Source organism: Bacillus sp. WC2503 (assembly GCF_052682895.1).
Genome location: NZ_JBQYMD010000001.1, coordinates 932,427 through 950,054, shown reverse-complemented (window position 1 = coordinate 950,054; position 17,628 = coordinate 932,427). Strand labels below are relative to the sequence as shown.

Sequence of the window (17,628 nt, the reverse complement as noted above, 5' to 3'; positions counted from 1 at the left end):
TTGAAGTGGCGTTTTTCTTTCTTTAGATTATTTATTATAAATTTCTTCTATCTTCTATTTTACATGGGATGAAAAAATTAGAATTTTCTACTTCTTTTCTTTTTGTGACCTGCTAAAATACAAACTATGGATGAATTATTCGTACTATACATTAAGGAGGAAAGACAATGAAATCTGATTTAGAAAAAAACAAACCTTATTATGCAGTTATATTCACTTCTAATTTATCAAATGATACAACAGATTATAGTACCGTTGCCGAAACAATGGAGGAACTTGCGAAACAGCAACCTGGATTTTTAGGTGTAGAAAGTGCACGAGATAATTCGGGCCTCGGCATTACAATCTCTTATTGGGAATCACTTGAAGCAATTGAAAATTGGAAAAAGAACGCCTTACATAAAGAAGCGAAAAAAAGAGGCCGTGAGCAATGGTATGAAAACTTCCACTTGCGTATTTGCCTTGTAGAGAAAGAATACAAGTTTCAAAGAGAAATTTTGTAATGATGAAGAAAAAATTAGCTCTCGTTGTTTCACATGAAATATATGGTGTAAATGATCATATGCATCATGTAATTGACCACTTCACTTCATCTCAAATAGATGTATTCTGCCCGAATCTTCTAAAATTACAACAGGCATTTCATTATAATAATGAAGAAAAAGCATACCAATATTTTATGAACCACATTGGATTTGATGGTGGAAAAAAGCAAATTGAGGAACTCATTCATAGCCTTTCCAATCGTTACGCACATATTGGACTTATCGGCTTTAGCGTTGGAGCTACCATCTCATGGCTATGTAGTAACAATCCAAAACTAGATTTTATTATTGGATGTTACGGCTCTCGTATACGTGATTATGTTCACATGAAGCCTGCATGCGCTACATTACTCATTTTTCCTGAAAAAGAAATTAGTTTTTCAGTATCCTCCTTAACGAAAACATTACAGCAACAAGATAATCCTTTATTAGAAATAAAACAACTACAAGGTGAGCATGGATTTTTAAATCCATACACTGAAAAATATAACGAACACTCTACAAAACAAGTATACAATTTAATAGATTCATTTCTTATGAATGCACTCTTATAAAGGAGGTTCTAATGCCCCTTACATTACTCTTACTTATTTTCATAATCATTGCCTTTATATCAGCGCTAACTCTCATTTTTATAACAGTTAAAAATGAGAAATTTTTAAAACGTCCCTATTCACAATCCATTATCGTTTGTATTTTATTTTTGACAAATTTGGTACTATATGTAACAACTTTTTATTCGTTACTCCCCAAGAAAATGAGTGAGTTCATATTTTTACCCATTTGGTTTTTCCTTTGCATTTTAGGATTTATCGTCTTCTGGCGCGAATGGAGAAATAATCGTGTGTTCTCGATATGTATCGGTTTTCTTTCTTTTATTAGTTTTCTATTCGGAGTGTTGTTGTTAGTTCTTTCAGGAATGTAAAAGAAAAGGAAGAAAAGCACGACATCAACTTTTCTTCCTTCTATCTTTACCTTTAGACTTCACTGTCACTGATTCACAAGGTGTATAATAAATTTGAGGTGTCGCCTTATCAACAAACATCATAAACGTAATAAAGCCGATAATAAAGAAAATAAACAACGTTAACAATATTGCTCCTATCGTTAAAAGTATCATAACACCACCCCTATATATTTCTTATTATTACACCTTTCGCTATTATATAAGCCGAATCCTTTCTAGAAAAAGAAACGTAACAAAATAATCACAATCACTCCAGTTAATACGGTTCCTAATAGACTACGAGTATAGATTGCGACAAGAAATGTTGGAATTGCGGCGATAAGATAATCCCACTGCATCGTCTCATGCATAAATAATACTTGTGCTAAAAGTGCTGCTAATATCGCAATTGGTATGTAATTTAACCATTTTAAACCCCAGTCTGGAATTTGTATTTTACTAAATACGAGAAGAGGCAAAATACGCGGAACGAGTGTGACAGCTCCTGCCGCTAGTAATAGTAATAATACATCTAATCTCATTTCCATTTTTCAATCAGCACTCCAATCGTCGCAGCTAGTAATGTTGCAATAATAACTGCTATACTATCTGGCATAAATAAGTGTGAAACGTATGCGATAATAATCGCTACAATTGCTACACTGAGATGAATTGCTAGTTTCGGTTTACTACTTATTAGCTGAAGTACAAATAATCCGATAAACATCGCTGGTAATGCATAATCCATCCCGTACGTATGAGGGTCTGGTATCCACTCACCAAAAAGCCCCCCGATAACTGTAGCAAGAATCCAATTTAAATACGCTGTTACATTAAGGCCCATCATCCATTTCTCGCCTAAATATCCTTTTTGCGCTGCTTGTTGCACTGCAACGCCGAAAGTTTCATCTGTAATTTGCGAACCAATTATTACATTTTTAAAAAGAGGTATCTTCGTGAAGTAAGGCGCAAGTGCCGCACTCATTAATAAGTGACGTAAATTAACAAAGAACACGGTAAAAATAATTGCTGAAGCTGGGGCACCTGCTGCATACATCCCCGCTAATATAAACTGAGCAGAACCTGCGTAAATTAACGTGGACATAAAGGCGATTTCTATGACCGAAAAACCTGCTGTTTTCGCAATAACACCAGCTGCTATACCAATGCTCAAATATCCAAATACAGTTGGTAAACAATCCTTTACACCTTGCTGAAATGAATCATCGCTCTGCAGTGTCATATGTGCTTGAGCTTTATTCACCATTATCTCCCTCCATTTCTTCCATCGTGCGTTTGCCTGTTACGACATGAACTAAATCTATGTTTTCACGCCATAATGTATCTAATTTATCAGCTCCAAACTCCTTCGTAATCTCTTCCACCATAATATCGTGCCGAACATACTCTGTAGCGACGAGTACTAAAGCTGGATCATACGTTGTCACCGCCCATGAAGTGCTATCATTTGAAAAGTTAGCAATTAATACTTCTTCCCCATCACGCGCGATAACAGTTAAATGACCTCCCATTCTCTTTTCAACGACGTGAGGTGTCATATAATTATGATGAAATGTCGCTCCTATTTTTGTTTCTGGAGCACCAAATAAAATGGAAAAAATATGTACGCCTTCCTCTTCCTTTTGATGAATGAACGGCTCAATCTCGTGCACTTGATCTTCCCATACTGAAATCCATAGCTCTTCTTTTGCTCTATTAATTATATTGCATATTTCTTTCAAAACACGATCATTTGAGCGAATATGCGAAATTACATCAATTTGCCGCTCTTGTTCTAAACAATTTAATTTCTGGTCTAAAAATGCAAAGGACTTTTCAAAGTCTTTTCGCATTCGATCCATTAATTCCGTAGCTGGCACTGGTACATATTTCACTGGTTCAGAAGGAACGATATGCACCGCTCCTTTATCCATCAACTTGCCAAGTACTTCATAAATCATCGAACGAGGTACCCCTGTTTGTTTACTCACTTCGTATCCTGTTACTGGGGAATGTTTTAATAATCCAATGTACGCTTTGCATTCATATTGGGAAAAACCTAGCTTTTGTAACTCTTTTATTATTTCATCCATCGGTAACCCCTCACAATCTACATAGCTCTCATTTGAAAACGATGCATTCATTTTATATTAGTAGTTATTACTATACCTACTAATATAAAAAAAGAAGACCTATAAAGTCAATTGATAATTCTGAAATTTTAACAAAAAAGAAAAAGCCTTCTTATGAAAGGCATTTTCTACATAGTATTCTACTTATTTTAACAGCAAAGTATTTAATGAAGTCCCCTCTAAATGTTCACGCAAAGTTGAACCTGTATATTCTTCCCTAAATATACCCGCCTTCACAAATAACGGAATAACTTCACTAAAGAATAGATCCAATGATTTCTGAGGCCCACCTGGAATTGCAATAAATCCATCTAGTGCTCCTGCTTCAAATCTTTCCATAATTTGCTGGAATACATCTTGTGGTGTACCAATCGCAACCCAATGAGCAGAACAAACAACTTCTGGTCGTTCTAGTATTTGTTCAACAGTTGGTTCATTTTTAATGATGAAATTCCGTAATAATTCGGCATGTGTTTTACTACGTACAGTTTGCTCTCTACTTGGCAACATATCTTCCTTTATCTTACTTTCTAGTAAAATTCCTCTAGCATCTAATCCGAGTACCATTTCAAGTAAAGCCAATCTCTTCTCCATTGTGAGATGTTGATGAGCTTGCCTATGCATCTCTAGCGCTTCTTCATATGTATCACCGATAAAGAAATACAATCCAGGTAATACCCGTACATCATCTTGCTTTCGGCCATGCTTTTCTGCTCTTCTTCTTAAATTTTGACGAAGTTCGATTCCTGATTCTATATCTGGCATCGCGGCGAAAATCGCATCCGCAACAGAAGCAGCGAAATTCCGGCCAGCCTCTGAAGCACCCGCTTGAAATAATGGCATTTCTCCTGAAATATGCTGCGGAATATTAAGTGGCCCTTTCACCTCAAAGTATTCACCACTGTGCTCAATAGGCTTTACCATCTCTCTAATGACTTCAGTGTTATCTACTTTCAAAACTTCATAAGGATGGCTTCTCCAAAGTTTCCTTACTAACTCTGTACATTCTGCAGCTTTCGCATATCGTTCCTCAGATGGCGGCATCCCTGTCTCACCAAAGTTTTCTGCACCATCAATGGATGTGACAATATTCCAACCTACTCGGCCATTACTAATCCAATTTAAAGATTGTAATTGCCTCGCAAGTATGTATGGTGGATAAAACGATGTGGAGGCAGTCGTAACCACTCCAATTTTTTCTGTTGCATACGCAATAGCAGTAAATAATAATGTCGGATCTAACATTACATTCCCCTTATTACGAGCGATTAAATCCGGGTGCGCCACTAAATAATCTGCTTTAAAAACAAAATCTAACTTAGCCTCTTCTGCCTGTAGTGCCAACTCTACTTGTTCATCTATCCCTGAATTAAACATACTCTCTTGTTCTTTCTTTCTAGAAATTAAACATAATCCAATGCAAAGTTTCTTTTTAGTAGACATAAATACACCTTCCCCTTCGTTTTTAATTCACCTAGTTAAACAATTGATACGACCATCACAACTTCCATTCTTATTAAACAACATAAAATGATAATGATTATCATTTTATGTTGTAACTGTAATAAAAGCAACCAAAAAAAGACTCCCCTTAACGGGAAGTCTCCTTTATCTCAATATTTCATTCGCTTCTTTTTCATAAATTTTATCAAATGAAGTCATAATACGCTGAGATGCTTGAATCATTTTTTGACTCGACATAAGATCTGCCATCTCTTTCGTCATATCTACATTTGAATTTTCTAGCATATGATTTTTTACTATTCCTGTTCCATTCGGTAAATTAGCAATATTTCCTTCTGCTAGTGTAAAGCTTTTGTTTTCACGCTGCACGAGACGAGCATTTGTTTCTGCATCTACTGTTTTTGTTTGCAACTGTGCAATTACGATTCTCTTAATATCTGGTTTTTGCAAAGTTCCCTCGTTAATTTCTCTATAAATTTCTCCATTATTAGATACGAAGAAATTCACATTTTCAGGAATACGAATACGTTCATTATTTACATCCATAACATATGCACCAGACGATGTTTGCAAATAACGATCACTATTTAATGTGAAGCTTCCATCTCTCGTTAAAAACGTTTCATCATTTTTAGATGTAACGAAAAATGATGATGTGCCTGCCGCACCGTCATCTAAAAAGAAATCTGTAGCACTATTTGTAATTTGTACATTTCCTTGTACTAAGTTCACATGCGTCGCAGCTGGTACTACAGCGTAATCGACCGAACCGATATTTGTCATAGCCCCATCTCCGCGGCGATATGTGTCTTGTACATCAAATACTTTAGAAGTCATATTTTCTGCTTTAAATCCTGTCGTTTGGGCATTTGCAACGTTATTCGAATGAACATTAATACGCTGCATGTAATTCATCATTCCCATAGAACCTATATAAAGACCGTTCATATTCCTTTGAATAAGGCAACCGCCTTATTCTTCACCTCTTTTCTTACGATGTTTGTAACATTTGTTTCGCTAAATGTTCAGCTGTAGCGATATGTATATGTTGCTTTACGTCTTGTCCGTCTGTCATTAATACAATTGGAGCTGATGAAACTGCTGGAATTTTCAACAATTCGCCACTACTTGCTGTTTCATCAAATTTCGTAAACACGATACCATCTATATGAATATCTTTAAAGTTCGTAATAATTTCAATCATATCTTTACTTTTCATAGAAGCTGATAACGTTAAACAAATATAATCTGGTTCTACTTGTCCCATCGTTTCAATCATTTCTTCTACTGTATCTGACGTACGATAATTTTTTCCGGCTGTATCAATTAAAATATAATCGACGCGTGCTTCTTCTTTAAAATACGTAAGTGCTCTTGTCATTGCCGCTTCATCACGCACAGCGATTACTTCTGATCCAATTGTCTTTACGTAATCTTGCAGTTGCTGTACTGTCCCAATGCGAGAGTGATCCGTCGTAATAAAGCCAACCGTTTTTTTCTTACCGTGAAATTGCCATGCCATTTTCGCAAGCGTCGTCGTTTTCCCAACGCCAGTTGGACCGATTAATGCAATTGTTTGTACTTCTTTTTCAAATACATTTTCAGTGTTGAAGTGAGATCTCATATCTTCTAATATATACCCGATTACTTCCTCTTCTGTAATCATCGTTGCATTTTCAAACTTCACTTTTAACTTTTCAGCATATGCATGAATGAAATATTGTTCTACATCGTTTTGTTCTAGCATCCGAATTACTTTTTGAATAATAAACGGTACAGATTCTTGATTTTCTTTCTTTGCAACTACTTCTTTTTTCTTCGCCGGAACGACTTGTTTCACAACTTTTTGCTTTTTCGTTACTTTCGTTTCTTCCGTCTGTTTCACCACGACGATTCCTTTTTCAAACAGCTTTAATAGTTTCTCTTTTTTTCTTGCCCATTCTTCACTATTTCCTGTTTGCATTGCCGCGTATGACATAGAAGTCGTTACGTTTTCTAAATTGTGCAGTACTGATTGAATTCCATTCGCCTTCACAATTTGTTCTGAAGGATCATTCACAACATCCATTAATTGTTCATGAAATTGTGCTGTTCCTTCATTCACTTCTTCCTGTTTATCCTCTGGAAAAGCAACTAACATTTCATAATCCTTTTTCCAAAAAAACGGGATATTTCGTTTTACACTTTCATCGACAACGTAATAATAATCTGTACCATATTGGTCAAATAACTTTCGATACAATTCATTTTTCGAAGCTGCTTTTATTCGCATTAACGCTTCTTTCTTTTCTGTACTTTCCATTACTTCACCCCCTACTATTCAATATAGGCAATTTGATCTACAACAATTTCTGGTGCTAATTCGCTAATACACAGTACTTGTGCTTCCACTTGATAACGTTCTAGCAGTCTTACAATCGCAAATCTGAAATCTTTTCTACGCGTTAATAACACTGGCTCTCTTCCCATTAAACGGGCTTGTTTAAAGACGCGCTGTACTTGCTCAATGACACGTGTTTCTAAATCTAAATCCCAGTTTAATAAGTAACCTTGATAGGAATTGTTCACAACATCCGCATCTAGCTCTATTGAATCAGAGAAAAGCGCCGCATAAATTTTCCCGTCCGGATTTTTCGCATTTTCACAAATAACTTTTGAAATACATTCACGGACGAATGCCGTTACACCATCAACATGATTTTGATACACTTCTTTTCCGTCAATAATACCTTCAATAATCGTTGGTAAATCACGGATTGAAATACCTTCTTTTAGAAGTTGTTTAATAACATTTTGAACGAGTGATAAATCGATTTCTTTCTTCTTAATCTCTTCTAATAAAACGCCATTATCATTTTCAAGCGAGTTAATTAAGTCTTTCACATGTTGACGCTGAATTAACTCATGAAGATTACGTCTAACGACAACATCTAAATGTGTAATTAATATACTAAGTGGCTCTAACACTTGATAGCCTTTCATTTGCGCATCTTGCACCATATGCTCTAAGATCCAATATCCATCTTCACCGAAGATTGGATCTTTCGCTGGTTCTGCATCTAGATCAGCCATTACGTTCGGTGTTTTTAGTGCTAATAAATAACCTGATTTTAAAACACCTTCAGCCGCCTTCGCACCTTTAATACGAATAATGTAACGACCACGTGGTCTAAAACTCGTATTATCTTTAAAGTTAATGCCAGGAACGTTAATACCAAGGTCAGTAATAATCGATTTCCTCATAAGAACAACTTTATCACGAGCTGTTTCCCCATTAATTTTCTGCTTTACAAGTGCCGCTAAATCTAAACCGAGTTCTACAATAATCGGATATTTATCTGTAAAGACTCCAAATGAATCTTCCACTTGTTGTAATTGCTCATCCTCGCCTTGAATCATTTCTAATTCTTTTTGGAGCTCGTCTTCTTTCTCTTTCTTTATTCGCTTTTTATTGCGAATTCCTAAGAAGATAATTGTTCCACCAACGAGAGCAAACGGTAGGAATGGTAGCGGAGTAAAAATACCCATTGCGATAAACAAACCACCGAGCGCATATACAACAACTTCATGCGCTAATAACTCTTTAAAGATTCCTTCTGTTACCGTATCCGGTGAACCATCAAATACACGCGTTACGATAATACCTGTTGAAATCGCAAGCATTAACGAACCGATTTGGTTTACGATTCCGTCACCGACAGTTAACTGTGTATAATGAAGAGCCGCATCTGCAAAGCTCATTCCTTGCTGCATCATTCCGACAATTAAACCGAAGATGATATTTACGAATAAAATGACAATCCCGAAAATAACGTCCCCTTTAATGAACTTCCCGGCACCATCCATCGCCCCGTAAAACTCTGTTTCCATATTTAATTTTTTTCGTTTTGCTTGTGCATCTTTTTCTGAAATAATACGCTGGTTTAAATCCGCATCGATAGACATTTGTTTCCCTGGTAAAGAATCAAGTGTAAAACGAGCTGCTACTTCAGCTGTACGAGATGCACCGTTTGCAACGATAAACTGGAAAATGATTAAAACGATAAAAATAACGATACCAATTAATAAGTTTCCGCCAATTACGAACTGACCGAACTCTTCAATAACATGACCCGCATTTCCGTCTGTTAAAATCGCTCGCGTCGTCGAAACGTTAATCGATACGCGGAAAATCCCGATTAATAACAACATCGTCGGAAATGACTTTAATTCATCCCACTCGTTAATACTTGTCGCTCGCATATAAATAAGTACTGACATACTTAGTAGAAAAACGATAACGATATCAAGTACAAATGGTGGAAGTGGAATTAGGAGCGCCACAACGAATGACGCTGCTAAAAAGATAGAAAAATAGGTTCTTGCAGAATCCATCTTAAACAAAGAGATCCCCTCCAAACGCGCTATTATACTTCAAGTTCATTCGTTTGAATTAAATAGCGCATAACTTCAATTACAGCTACGTATAAATCTTCTGGAATCGTCTCATCTTCCTCGACTTGATAATATAAAGACCGAGCGAGCGGACGGTTTTCCACCATCGGTATTTCTTGTTCACGGGCAAGCGTCCGTATATATAATGCGAGCTCATCTTCCCCTTTTGCAACGACAATTGGCGCCGCATCAACTTGTTTATTGTAACGAAGTACGACTGAAATATGCGTCGGGTTATTTACAATAAACGTTGCACCATCCATCTTTTTCGCAATAGTCCCTTGCAAGATGGCATGCATAAAGTTTTTTCGTTTCCCCTTTACTTGTGGGTCCCCTTCATTATCTTTATGCTCTTGTTTTACTTCTTCTTTTTTCATCTTAATATCTTGCTCGTACTCCCACTTTTGATAAATGAAATCAATAATAGAAAGAACGATTAAAATAATTAAAATAGCTAAAAAGATAAATTTAATTTGCCTAATAATTTCAGTAAGTGACGCAGTCCAGTTAAATCCAATCATACTCACGATCTTCTCTAAATTCTTTTTAAAAAGAACGTACGCAACGTAACCGATTAATCCCATATAAAACAGTGATTTCAAAATATCTACTAAACTTTTACGACTAAACAGTCTCGTAAAATAGTTTTTCGGATTAATACGTGATGCTTTCGGCTTTATGACTTTAGAAGAAAATAAGAAACCGACTTGAATCATATAATTGAATAAATGAAAAGCATATACGAGTATTAATATAGGAGCTGATACTTTTAGTAGCAAAATCCCCATTAAATAAAAATACTCGGTCGAATCTGTACTTTTTCCGATTTGATCAAACAGCACCGCTACAGAATTGGCAATCTCAAACCCTAGCCAATCTCCGAAAAAATAAACGACAACTGCTAATACGAGAATAGAAAATAAATTATTTAAATCTTTACTCCGGGCGATATTCCCTTCTTCACGCGATTTTTTACGCTTCTGCGGGGTGGCCTTTTCTGTTTTATTATCCTTTGCCATACGCGTCCCCCTACTTCGTTAAGAAAAAGTTAAATAGTGTCGTATACTCTTCCAGTAATACATCTGTCATATTTTTAAACACATAACCGAGCATTGGTACGCTCATTGCAATAAATAAAATACCACATGTAATTTTAATGACGAATGCATTCATAAAAATATTTAATTGCGGTGCATTTTTTGCGATTAAAATTAGGACGAAATTAATAATGAATAAGCTTCCCATAAGCGGTAAAGCAATTTCGACCGCTGATGTAATCGCAAATAATAACGTTGCGAGTAGACTATCTAAAAAACTAGTCGTCAACAATTTTGAAATCGCCTCTGTATATTGAAACGACTTTAAAATCGTGGCAACGAAATAGTTAATGCCGCCAAGTGAAATAAAAATAATGAGAAAAAATATATCGAAAATTGTTGATAGTAAAGTAGACTGCGACCCTGCGTTTACATCAAACAAACTTGCCTGTGATAAACCGATATCAAAGTCTAAAATATGTCCGGCCATTTTCGGAATGTTCCACAGCATTTCTACAATTTTTGCAAGGGATAATCCAATTACAATTTGCGTTGCTGCATAAGCTGCGACGTCCCAAACTGTCTTTATGTGAGAGACATCAACTTGATCGGCCACTGTAATCGAAAGACCAAGTCCAAATGTAACCTTTGCCATTGCAGGAATCGACCGTCCTGAAAAGAAAGGTAAAAAATATAAAAATGAAGTAATACGGCAAAACGCAAAAAACGTCGCCGCCCATAATTCCATATTCATTTCAGTTCACCTATCTTAGTACGAACGCAATAGCGATGGAATTTTATCAAATAAATCTAAAATAAGCGTCGTTAACTCTTGAAACATCCACGGACCTAAAATGATAATAACGAGTACAATACTCGCCATTTTCGGTAAAAACGTCAGCGTTTGCTCTTGAATTTGCATCATCGCCATAATGACAGCGATGATAATAACGACAATCATACTTACACCGGCAACCGGCATTAAAATCATAACCCCTTTATAAAAAAAGGTTTGAAAAATATCTATAATTGGTGACGTATTCATTTATATGACTCCTATCACATAGCATCAAACACTTCAGGCGACCGTTTTAAACATTATATCGACGATTTTTGTATATCCACCTAAATATACGAAAACGAGTATTTTAAACGGTAAACTTAAAATCATCGGCGGTACCATCATCATCCCGAGGTACATTAAAAGTGTACTAATAATCAAATCTATAAATACAAACGCTAAATAAATGAACATCCCCGTTAATAATCCTTTTTGAATTTGCGTTAACGTAAAGGATGGTACGAGCGTAAATAATGAAAGATCTTTCAAATCTTTCGGCAACTCTTCACCGCGTACTTTCAGCATCATTTTTAAATCATGCTTATATGTATGTTTCGCCATATAATCTTTCATAATCGGAGCTGTCGTCTCCGCAGCTTGACTTACTGTTATTTGTTCTTTCGTCATCGGATCCCACACATCACTCTTTAACTGACCTAGCACCGGTTGCATCGTAAATAGTGATAAAAACAAAGCAAGTCCAACAAGCACTTGGTTTGGTGGTAAGTTCATTACCCCAAGTCCTTGACGAGTTATTCCAAGAACGATCATAAAATAAGTAAAATGCGTAAATAAAAGAACGATAGAAGAAGATAATGATAGAAGGGTAACGAGTGCAAATAACTGTACACTTGAATTACTCGTAAACTCTTTTCCATTTTCGAAATTAATAAAACCGTTCGGGGCTGCATACGCTGGATTTACAAAAATAATTGAAAAAACGATAGAAAATACGAAAATAACGGCTAATACTGATAACTGTTTCTTTATTCTCATGATGGATCCTCTACTTTTTTCGTTTCACTCTTCACCGCGTCTTCTAGCGCTTGTTGAAACTGATTTCCTGTTCCTGTTAATTGCACAGACTGCACACCGTTATTACTAATAACAGTGAATACTTGCTTGCCATCCACTTCAAATAAAAAAGCACTCGTTTGATGATTTAAATATACACCGTCTTTTACTTGAATATGGCCATTTTCACCTTGCTTAAAAAACTGCTGTTTGCGCGTCTTTTTCGTCATATAATATGCACCGTAACCGAGTGCACCAAACAGTAAAACGACTTGAAATAAGGTCGTCATATACGACATATGACTCCTCCTCTACTCTTTATCTTGCATTTGACTTTGCGCCTTCATAAGCGCAGCTTGCTTCTTATCAGCTTCAATTTCAGAAATAATAATGCCGAACTTCTCGTCCATTACGATTGCTTCACCGATGCCGACCTTCATATTACTTAAATACACATCTACTTTATGTCCTAAGTTTTTCTCTACTTCAAGAACATCGCCAACTTTTAACTGCTTCACATCACCGAGCGTAATAGATGACTTCCCAAGCTTTACACCAAGTTCAATCGAAATATCTGAAACAGTATCTATATGTGCTTTACTCATTTCATTTCGTTTTCCCGCAAAATCTTCTAATCCCATTAAGGACACAGGAGATACTTCATGCTTCATATGGATCCTCCTACTCTACAAAACTTTTAAATAGGAGCGCCTTACGCGTTCCATCTTTCCCAATAAAACAATTAAATTTATGCTTTCCATCTACATAACCAAGTAATTCATCCGAAACTTTCGTATGAAGCGGAATAATATCGCCTTCTTCAATTTGTTCAATGTCACTCATTGTCATTTTCTGCTCACCAATCGCAACATGAACAGGTTTGTACACTTGATTTACTTTCACTTCCACTTCAGACGTATACTTTTTACGTTTATCTGAAGAATGTTCGACAATATTTTCAGACGTTAATTTATCCATAATTTCTTCAACAGATAAGAACGGAATCCCGATACGCACCGTCGTATTCCAAAAATCTGTTTTCATATTTACGTTCAGTAATGAAATTATATCGCTCGCTGTCGTAATCTTTAATGCATTCGGATCTGTCTCCGTCGTTACAAACTTCGGTTCAATCGCAACAACACTTTCAAATGATTGCTCTAAATTTTTACAAAGAAGCAAGAATATATTATCAAGCGTTAAAAACTCAAACGCCGTTAGCGGTCTGCGCATCGTAAAGTTACGCTTACTATCCCCACCAAGCCAACATTCATGAATATAAATAACAAATGCTAAATCAATCTCAATAACAATTTCTCCAAGCTCTGGTAAACCGAGATCAATTACGCAATATAAATAATAATCTTTCGGCATTTTCTCCACATACTCACTCGTAAATGGAACTTGCTCAACTGTTGAAGGCTCTAGCTCAATCGGAATACGCATACGCGCTGACAACGTCTGTGACGTCTGTTTTCCAAACGTAGAAGCAATCGCTTGCAAACTACGTAAATGCTCCACACCGAACTTCTCTGGTCTATTAAAATCATACTCTTGAAATTTCTCTTGCTTCCCTGCTTCTTGTGCAAAAGCTGGCATTTCCTCGCCTTCATTTACCGCCTTCAGCAGGGCATCAATTTGCTCTTGGCTTAATTTTTCGCCACTCATGACAATCCCCTTCCCTACCTTTTCAATTCAACGATTTCAACGTACATCTTCCCGTTTTTCGTCAAAATCTTTCCGGTTCCAATCTCTTCATTCTCAAGCATAAGACGCACCGTATTTTTCGTTGAATTTTCAAGACGATACAATGTACCTTTCGTAATATGAAGCAGATCTTCAATTTTCTTTTTCGTATTTCCGATTTCAAAATAGATTGTTAACGGAATATCATCTTGTAATTTCAAATCTAGCCAACTCCCATATCATGTTCACGAAAATTTCATGTTCTCTCTATATATGAAATTTCTTATTTTGAAACGTCGATATTTAATATTTTTTTAATATATCCTTGCGTTTCTTTAAACGGTGGTACGCCTCCGTACTTTCTCACATTACCAGGACCAGCATTATAAGAAGCAAGCGCCAATACTAAGTCACCGTTATTTTTCTTTAAATAACCGCTTAACTCTTTCACGCCGCCCTCAATACTTTCAGCTGGTGAAAATGGATTTTTTATACCCATCTCTTTCACATTCGCTGGCATAAGCTGCATAAGCCCCATCGCACCTGCATGTGACACCGTTTTCGGATTAAAATCAGATTCTACTTCAATCATTTTTTGAATTAACGTTTTCGGAATTCCGTATGTACGACTTACGCGATCAATAATATCCTCATACTTCCCTTCATTGGAAGAACGTATTTTTTGAATATTATACTTCTTCGTTAATCCCCACGTATCAACAGCCTCATTTTTCGTTTCTGGGAAACGTCGTTCAAACTCTTTTTGCGCGACTTGCACTTCATCTGCTTTCTTCGTTTCAGCCTTTTCCTCAGGCTTACTCGCTTCCTCTACTTTATGAATAGATTGTTCCGGTTTAGTAACAACCGTTTCTATTTTCGTAGATTGTACCGGCTGACTCATCTCTTCTATATTTGCCGGTTGCGTAGTACCCTTCGTCTCCTTCGCAGGTTCACTCTGCAACTTCTCTTGAAAACGACTACTAACGAATGCTTGTGGACTACTTAGCTTTTGCTGAATTTGTCCTTTTTTATATGCAAGCACTTCTTTTACTATATTTCCAATTACCATAATATCACCTTTTCGGTAAACAAAGATAATCTAATATTAGAGTTTTTTTTTAAAGTTTGCAATAATCCTTTTAATAATTATGTAATAAAAAAATGAATATATTGTTAAACTGTTATTTTTTTATATTTATTAATTCGAATTTTTAGTTGACACCTGTTGTAGCAAGGATTACAATAAATCTCGAAATTGATTTTTTCGCATATTACCGTTTTTCAATTTGCAGAAAAGTCAATATAAAAAAATGGGGGTTTCTTAACATGAGAATTAATACAAACATTAACAGCATGCGTACGCAAGAGTACATGCGCCAAAACCAAGCTAAAATGAGCAACGCTATGGACCGTTTATCAAGCGGTAAACGTATCAACAACGCTTCTGACGATGCAGCAGGTCTTGCAATCGCAACTCGTATGCGTGCTCGTGAAAGTGGATTAGGTGTTGCTGCTAACAACACACAAGACGGTATTTCATTAATCCGTACAGCTGATTCAGCAATGAACTCAGTATCTAACATCTTACTTCGTATGCGTGACCTTGCAAACCAATCTGCAAATGGTACAAATACATCTGAGAACCAAGCAGCTCTAGATAAAGAATTCGGCGCATTAAAAGAGCAAATCAATTACATCTCTACTAACACTGAATTTAATGATAAAAAATTATTAGATGGTTCTAATGAAACTATTGCAATTCAAACATTAGATAACGCTGATGAAGGTAAGAAAATTGATATTAAATTAGCAAACGTTTCTACACAATCACTAAGTATTGATAAACTAACAATTGGTGGCGCATCACAAAAAACAATTGATGATGTTGCAGGCAAATTTACTGCACTTAATACAACAACTACTACTGACAAAGCTGATATTCAAAAAGAAGTTGATGCTGCTATGAAGGAATTCGATAAAGTTAAAGGATCTATGTCTGCAGCAGATGCTAAAGCCGTTACTGACAAATTAGCAGACTACAATAATGCCGCAGATACAGATGTAGCTAAAGCTGCTGCAGCTAAAGCCTTAGGCGGTGCGTTCGATAAAACAAAAGTAACTGTTGCTAATCCTAATGCTGCTGTCGCTGCAATTGACTCTGCACTAGAAAACATTGCATCTAACCGCGCAACTCTAGGTGCTACATTAAACCGTCTTGACTTTAACGTAAATAACCTGAAGAGCCAATCTTCTTCTATGGCTTCAGCTGCTTCTCAAATCGAAGACGCTGACATGGCGAAAGAAATGTCTGAAATGACTAAGTTCAAAATCTTGAACGAAGCTGGTATCAGCATGCTTTCTCAAGCAAACCAAACACCACAAATGGTTTCTAAATTATTACAATAAGCCATTTGAGCTAGTTTCCTGAATAAACCTCTCTGCTTGCGGAGAGGTTTATTTTTCTATATAAATAAATTATTTGTAAAACGCTTCTTTTTTTAGATGGACGGGAGCATCCGCGATATGTAGAAGCGGTCAGTGCCTATTTTGATCCCCTCTTATGTTAAAAGAACAACAGCAAATGAGCATAAGCCTTTTTATCTATCCATAGCCGTTTATTAGCTTTAGAACACTAACTATATCAATCTATAAGGAGTGTCTATTATGCGTATTGGTACGAATGTTTTAAGTATGAATGCTAGGCAATCACTATATGAGAATGAAAAACGTATGAATATTGCGATGGAGCATTTGGCGACTGGTAAGAAGTTAAACCATGCTTCTGATAATCCAGCTAATGTTGCAATTGTGACTCGTATGCATGCACGAGCGAGTGGTATGCGTGTGGCGATTCGTAATAATGAGGATGCGCTATCAATGCTTCGGACAGCGGAAGCTGCTCTTCAAACTGTGACGAATATTTTACAGCGTATGCGTGATTTAGCTGTTCAGTCTGCGAACGATACAAATTCAAATAAAAACCGTGATTCGTTAAATAAAGAGTTTCAATCTTTAACAGAGCAAGTTGGCTATATTGGTGCGACAACTGAGTTTAATGATTTATTTGTATTTGATGGACAAAGCCGTCCTATTACGTTAGACGATATCGGTCATACAGTACATATGACGAACCATATCCCCCCTTCCCCTACACAACATGACATCAAGATTTCAACAGAACAAGAAGCAAGAGCAGCGATCCGTAAAATTGAAGAAGCCTTGCAAAATGTATCACTTCATCGTGCTGATCTTGGGGCTATGATAAATCGTTTACACTTTAATATTGAAAATTTAAATAGTCAAAGTATGGCCCTAACAGATGCTTCTTCTCGAATTGAAGACGCGGATATGGCGCAGGAAATGAGCGATTTTTTAAAGTTTAAATTATTAACTAAAGTTGCGCTCAGTATGGTTTCACAGGCTAATCAAATTCCGCAAATGGTTTCTAAATTACTACAATCTTAAAAATTTGTCTTCCCTCTTTGAAACGATTCCACACAAAATAAAAGGGAAATACATATAAACTATG

22 protein-coding genes are annotated in these 17,628 nt (G+C 36.2%); 5 read left to right on the top strand and 17 right to left on the bottom strand.

Annotated elements, in window-relative coordinates; genetic code table 11:
• Nucleotides 1–167: 167 nt before the first annotated feature.
• From ACUN26_RS05115 to ACUN26_RS05105, 3 genes are read left to right on the top strand one after another with little or no spacing between them, the layout of a single operon-like run.
• Nucleotides 168–503, top strand: coding sequence for an antibiotic biosynthesis monooxygenase family protein (locus ACUN26_RS05115; RefSeq protein ID WP_000834000.1), 336 nt, complete (start codon nucleotides 168–170; stop codon nucleotides 501–503).
• Between the two features lie 2 nt (nucleotides 504–505).
• A complete protein-coding gene (locus ACUN26_RS05110) occupies nucleotides 506–1,099 on the top strand; it encodes a dienelactone hydrolase family protein (RefSeq protein ID WP_033657381.1) in 594 nt (197 codons plus the stop codon).
• An 11-nt stretch (nucleotides 1,100–1,110) separates the two neighbouring features.
• The gene (locus ACUN26_RS05105; RefSeq protein ID WP_001131597.1) at nucleotides 1,111–1,470 is read left to right on the top strand and encodes a hypothetical protein; all 360 of its coding nucleotides are present in this window, start codon (nucleotides 1,111–1,113) and stop codon (nucleotides 1,468–1,470) included.
• Between the two features lie 24 nt (nucleotides 1,471–1,494).
• Here ACUN26_RS05105 and ACUN26_RS05100 read toward each other — a convergent pair whose 3' ends face one another.
• The 17 genes from ACUN26_RS05100 to ACUN26_RS05020 all read right to left on the bottom strand — a co-directional run bounded on the left by ACUN26_RS05100 (nucleotide 1,495) and on the right by ACUN26_RS05020 (nucleotide 15,168).
• Complete coding sequence (locus ACUN26_RS05100) at nucleotides 1,495–1,665, bottom strand: DUF3951 domain-containing protein (RefSeq protein ID WP_000602233.1); 171 nt, start codon at nucleotides 1,663–1,665, stop codon at nucleotides 1,495–1,497.
• A 62-nt stretch (nucleotides 1,666–1,727) separates the two neighbouring features.
• Nucleotides 1,728–2,039, bottom strand: a complete 312-nt coding sequence (locus tag ACUN26_RS05095) for an AzlD domain-containing protein (protein ID WP_000425939.1) — start codon at nucleotides 2,037–2,039, stop codon at nucleotides 1,728–1,730.
• On the bottom strand, nucleotides 2,030–2,758 hold the full coding sequence (locus ACUN26_RS05090; protein ID WP_000247290.1) for an AzlC family ABC transporter permease: 729 nt from the start codon (nucleotides 2,756–2,758) through the stop codon (nucleotides 2,030–2,032). The genes ACUN26_RS05095 and ACUN26_RS05090 overlap by 10 nt, the downstream gene beginning before the upstream one ends.
• Nucleotides 2,748–3,584, bottom strand: coding sequence for a TrmB family transcriptional regulator (locus ACUN26_RS05085; protein ID WP_000343347.1), 837 nt, complete (start codon nucleotides 3,582–3,584; stop codon nucleotides 2,748–2,750). The genes ACUN26_RS05090 and ACUN26_RS05085 overlap by 11 nt, the downstream gene beginning before the upstream one ends.
• 183 nt (nucleotides 3,585–3,767) lie before the next feature.
• The gene (locus ACUN26_RS05080) at nucleotides 3,768–5,066 is read right to left on the bottom strand and encodes an NtaA/DmoA family FMN-dependent monooxygenase (RefSeq protein ID WP_000104860.1); all 1,299 of its coding nucleotides are present in this window, start codon (nucleotides 5,064–5,066) and stop codon (nucleotides 3,768–3,770) included.
• A 165-nt stretch (nucleotides 5,067–5,231) separates the two neighbouring features.
• Nucleotides 5,232–6,035, bottom strand: coding sequence for a flagellar basal-body rod protein FlgG (locus ACUN26_RS05075; RefSeq protein WP_001013924.1), 804 nt, complete (start codon nucleotides 6,033–6,035; stop codon nucleotides 5,232–5,234).
• A gap of 43 nt (nucleotides 6,036–6,078) precedes the next feature.
• The gene (gene flhF / locus ACUN26_RS05070; RefSeq protein ID WP_000446160.1) at nucleotides 6,079–7,389 is read right to left on the bottom strand and encodes a flagellar biosynthesis protein FlhF; all 1,311 of its coding nucleotides are present in this window, start codon (nucleotides 7,387–7,389) and stop codon (nucleotides 6,079–6,081) included.
• Between the two features lie 14 nt (nucleotides 7,390–7,403).
• A complete protein-coding gene (gene flhA, locus ACUN26_RS05065) occupies nucleotides 7,404–9,470 on the bottom strand; it encodes a flagellar biosynthesis protein FlhA (RefSeq protein WP_000475628.1) in 2,067 nt (688 codons plus the stop codon).
• 23 nt (nucleotides 9,471–9,493) lie between these two features.
• On the bottom strand, nucleotides 9,494–10,540 hold the full coding sequence (gene flhB, locus ACUN26_RS05060) for a flagellar type III secretion system protein FlhB (protein WP_001030095.1): 1,047 nt from the start codon (nucleotides 10,538–10,540) through the stop codon (nucleotides 9,494–9,496).
• A gap of 10 nt (nucleotides 10,541–10,550) precedes the next feature.
• Nucleotides 10,551–11,312, bottom strand: a complete 762-nt coding sequence (locus ACUN26_RS05055) for a flagellar biosynthetic protein FliR (protein WP_001055699.1) — start codon at nucleotides 11,310–11,312, stop codon at nucleotides 10,551–10,553.
• A gap of 15 nt (nucleotides 11,313–11,327) precedes the next feature.
• A complete protein-coding gene (locus ACUN26_RS05050; protein ID WP_001098085.1) occupies nucleotides 11,328–11,603 on the bottom strand; it encodes a flagellar biosynthetic protein FliQ in 276 nt (91 codons plus the stop codon).
• Between the two features lie 33 nt (nucleotides 11,604–11,636).
• Nucleotides 11,637–12,395 carry a flagellar type III secretion system pore protein FliP gene (locus tag ACUN26_RS05045; protein ID WP_001220591.1) on the bottom strand — a complete coding sequence of 253 codons (759 nt, stop codon included), beginning with the start codon at nucleotides 12,393–12,395 and terminating at the stop codon, nucleotides 11,637–11,639.
• Entirely contained in the window at nucleotides 12,392–12,712 is a 321-nt protein-coding gene (locus ACUN26_RS05040; RefSeq protein WP_000121176.1) for a hypothetical protein, read from the bottom strand. Before ACUN26_RS05040 ends, ACUN26_RS05045 begins: the two co-directional genes overlap by 4 nt.
• Nucleotides 12,713–12,724: 12 nt before the next feature.
• Entirely contained in the window at nucleotides 12,725–13,084 is a 360-nt protein-coding gene (gene fliN / locus ACUN26_RS05035; RefSeq protein ID WP_000680015.1) for a flagellar motor switch protein FliN, read from the bottom strand.
• Nucleotides 13,085–13,094: 10 nt separating this feature from the next.
• The gene (fliM, locus tag ACUN26_RS05030; protein WP_000012359.1) at nucleotides 13,095–14,081 is read right to left on the bottom strand and encodes a flagellar motor switch protein FliM; all 987 of its coding nucleotides are present in this window, start codon (nucleotides 14,079–14,081) and stop codon (nucleotides 13,095–13,097) included.
• Between the two features lie 14 nt (nucleotides 14,082–14,095).
• Nucleotides 14,096–14,320 carry a flagellar motor switch protein FliN gene (locus tag ACUN26_RS05025; RefSeq protein WP_000775712.1) on the bottom strand — a complete coding sequence of 75 codons (225 nt, stop codon included), beginning with the start codon at nucleotides 14,318–14,320 and terminating at the stop codon, nucleotides 14,096–14,098.
• A 62-nt stretch (nucleotides 14,321–14,382) separates the two neighbouring features.
• Nucleotides 14,383–15,168: a lytic transglycosylase domain-containing protein gene (locus ACUN26_RS05020; RefSeq protein WP_000234457.1), complete on the bottom strand. Its 786-nt coding sequence runs from the start codon at nucleotides 15,166–15,168 to the stop codon at nucleotides 14,383–14,385.
• Nucleotides 15,169–15,425: 257 nt separating this feature from the next.
• On the opposite strand from ACUN26_RS05020, the gene ACUN26_RS05015 reads away from it, so the two are divergent.
• Together ACUN26_RS05015 and ACUN26_RS05010 are read left to right on the top strand one after the other, a co-directional pair.
• On the top strand, nucleotides 15,426–16,505 hold the full coding sequence (locus tag ACUN26_RS05015; RefSeq protein ID WP_001222344.1) for a flagellin N-terminal helical domain-containing protein: 1,080 nt from the start codon (nucleotides 15,426–15,428) through the stop codon (nucleotides 16,503–16,505).
• A 258-nt stretch (nucleotides 16,506–16,763) separates the two neighbouring features.
• The gene (locus ACUN26_RS05010) at nucleotides 16,764–17,564 is read left to right on the top strand and encodes a flagellin N-terminal helical domain-containing protein (RefSeq protein ID WP_001219692.1); all 801 of its coding nucleotides are present in this window, start codon (nucleotides 16,764–16,766) and stop codon (nucleotides 17,562–17,564) included.
• Nucleotides 17,565–17,628: the final 64 nt, after the last annotated feature.

What these genes read in the sequence shown, in the direction of transcription:
- ACUN26_RS05105 (WP_001131597.1), top strand. Translation starts at nt 1,111, where the DNA reads ATGCCCCTTACATTACTCTTACTTATTTTCATAATCATTGCCTTTATA.
- ACUN26_RS05040 (WP_000121176.1), bottom strand. Translation starts at nt 12,712, where the DNA reads ATGTCGTATATGACGACCTTATTTCAAGTCGTTTTACTGTTTGGTGCA.
- ACUN26_RS05110 (WP_033657381.1), top strand. Translation starts at nt 506, where the DNA reads ATGAAGAAAAAATTAGCTCTCGTTGTTTCACATGAAATATATGGTGTA.
- fliM (WP_000012359.1), bottom strand. Translation starts at nt 14,081, where the DNA reads ATGAGTGGCGAAAAATTAAGCCAAGAGCAAATTGATGCCCTGCTGAAG.
- ACUN26_RS05095 (WP_000425939.1), bottom strand. Translation starts at nt 2,039, where the DNA reads ATGGAAATGAGATTAGATGTATTATTACTATTACTAGCGGCAGGAGCT.
- ACUN26_RS05050 (WP_001098085.1), bottom strand. Translation starts at nt 11,603, where the DNA reads ATGAATACGTCACCAATTATAGATATTTTTCAAACCTTTTTTTATAAA.
- flhB (WP_001030095.1), bottom strand. Translation starts at nt 10,540, where the DNA reads ATGGCAAAGGATAATAAAACAGAAAAGGCCACCCCGCAGAAGCGTAAA.
- ACUN26_RS05100 (WP_000602233.1), bottom strand. Translation starts at nt 1,665, where the DNA reads ATGATACTTTTAACGATAGGAGCAATATTGTTAACGTTGTTTATTTTC.
- ACUN26_RS05085 (WP_000343347.1), bottom strand. Translation starts at nt 3,584, where the DNA reads ATGGATGAAATAATAAAAGAGTTACAAAAGCTAGGTTTTTCCCAATAT.
- ACUN26_RS05080 (WP_000104860.1), bottom strand. Translation starts at nt 5,066, where the DNA reads ATGTCTACTAAAAAGAAACTTTGCATTGGATTATGTTTAATTTCTAGA.
- ACUN26_RS05075 (WP_001013924.1), bottom strand. Translation starts at nt 6,035, where the DNA reads ATGAACGGTCTTTATATAGGTTCTATGGGAATGATGAATTACATGCAG.
- ACUN26_RS05015 (WP_001222344.1), top strand. Translation starts at nt 15,426, where the DNA reads ATGAGAATTAATACAAACATTAACAGCATGCGTACGCAAGAGTACATG.
- ACUN26_RS05020 (WP_000234457.1), bottom strand. Translation starts at nt 15,168, where the DNA reads ATGGTAATTGGAAATATAGTAAAAGAAGTGCTTGCATATAAAAAAGGA.
- ACUN26_RS05045 (WP_001220591.1), bottom strand. Translation starts at nt 12,395, where the DNA reads ATGAGAATAAAGAAACAGTTATCAGTATTAGCCGTTATTTTCGTATTT.
- ACUN26_RS05055 (WP_001055699.1), bottom strand. Translation starts at nt 11,312, where the DNA reads ATGAATATGGAATTATGGGCGGCGACGTTTTTTGCGTTTTGCCGTATT.
- ACUN26_RS05115 (WP_000834000.1), top strand. Translation starts at nt 168, where the DNA reads ATGAAATCTGATTTAGAAAAAAACAAACCTTATTATGCAGTTATATTC.
- flhF (WP_000446160.1), bottom strand. Translation starts at nt 7,389, where the DNA reads ATGGAAAGTACAGAAAAGAAAGAAGCGTTAATGCGAATAAAAGCAGCT.
- ACUN26_RS05010 (WP_001219692.1), top strand. Translation starts at nt 16,764, where the DNA reads ATGCGTATTGGTACGAATGTTTTAAGTATGAATGCTAGGCAATCACTA.
- ACUN26_RS05090 (WP_000247290.1), bottom strand. Translation starts at nt 2,758, where the DNA reads ATGGTGAATAAAGCTCAAGCACATATGACACTGCAGAGCGATGATTCA.
- fliN (WP_000680015.1), bottom strand. Translation starts at nt 13,084, where the DNA reads ATGAAGCATGAAGTATCTCCTGTGTCCTTAATGGGATTAGAAGATTTT.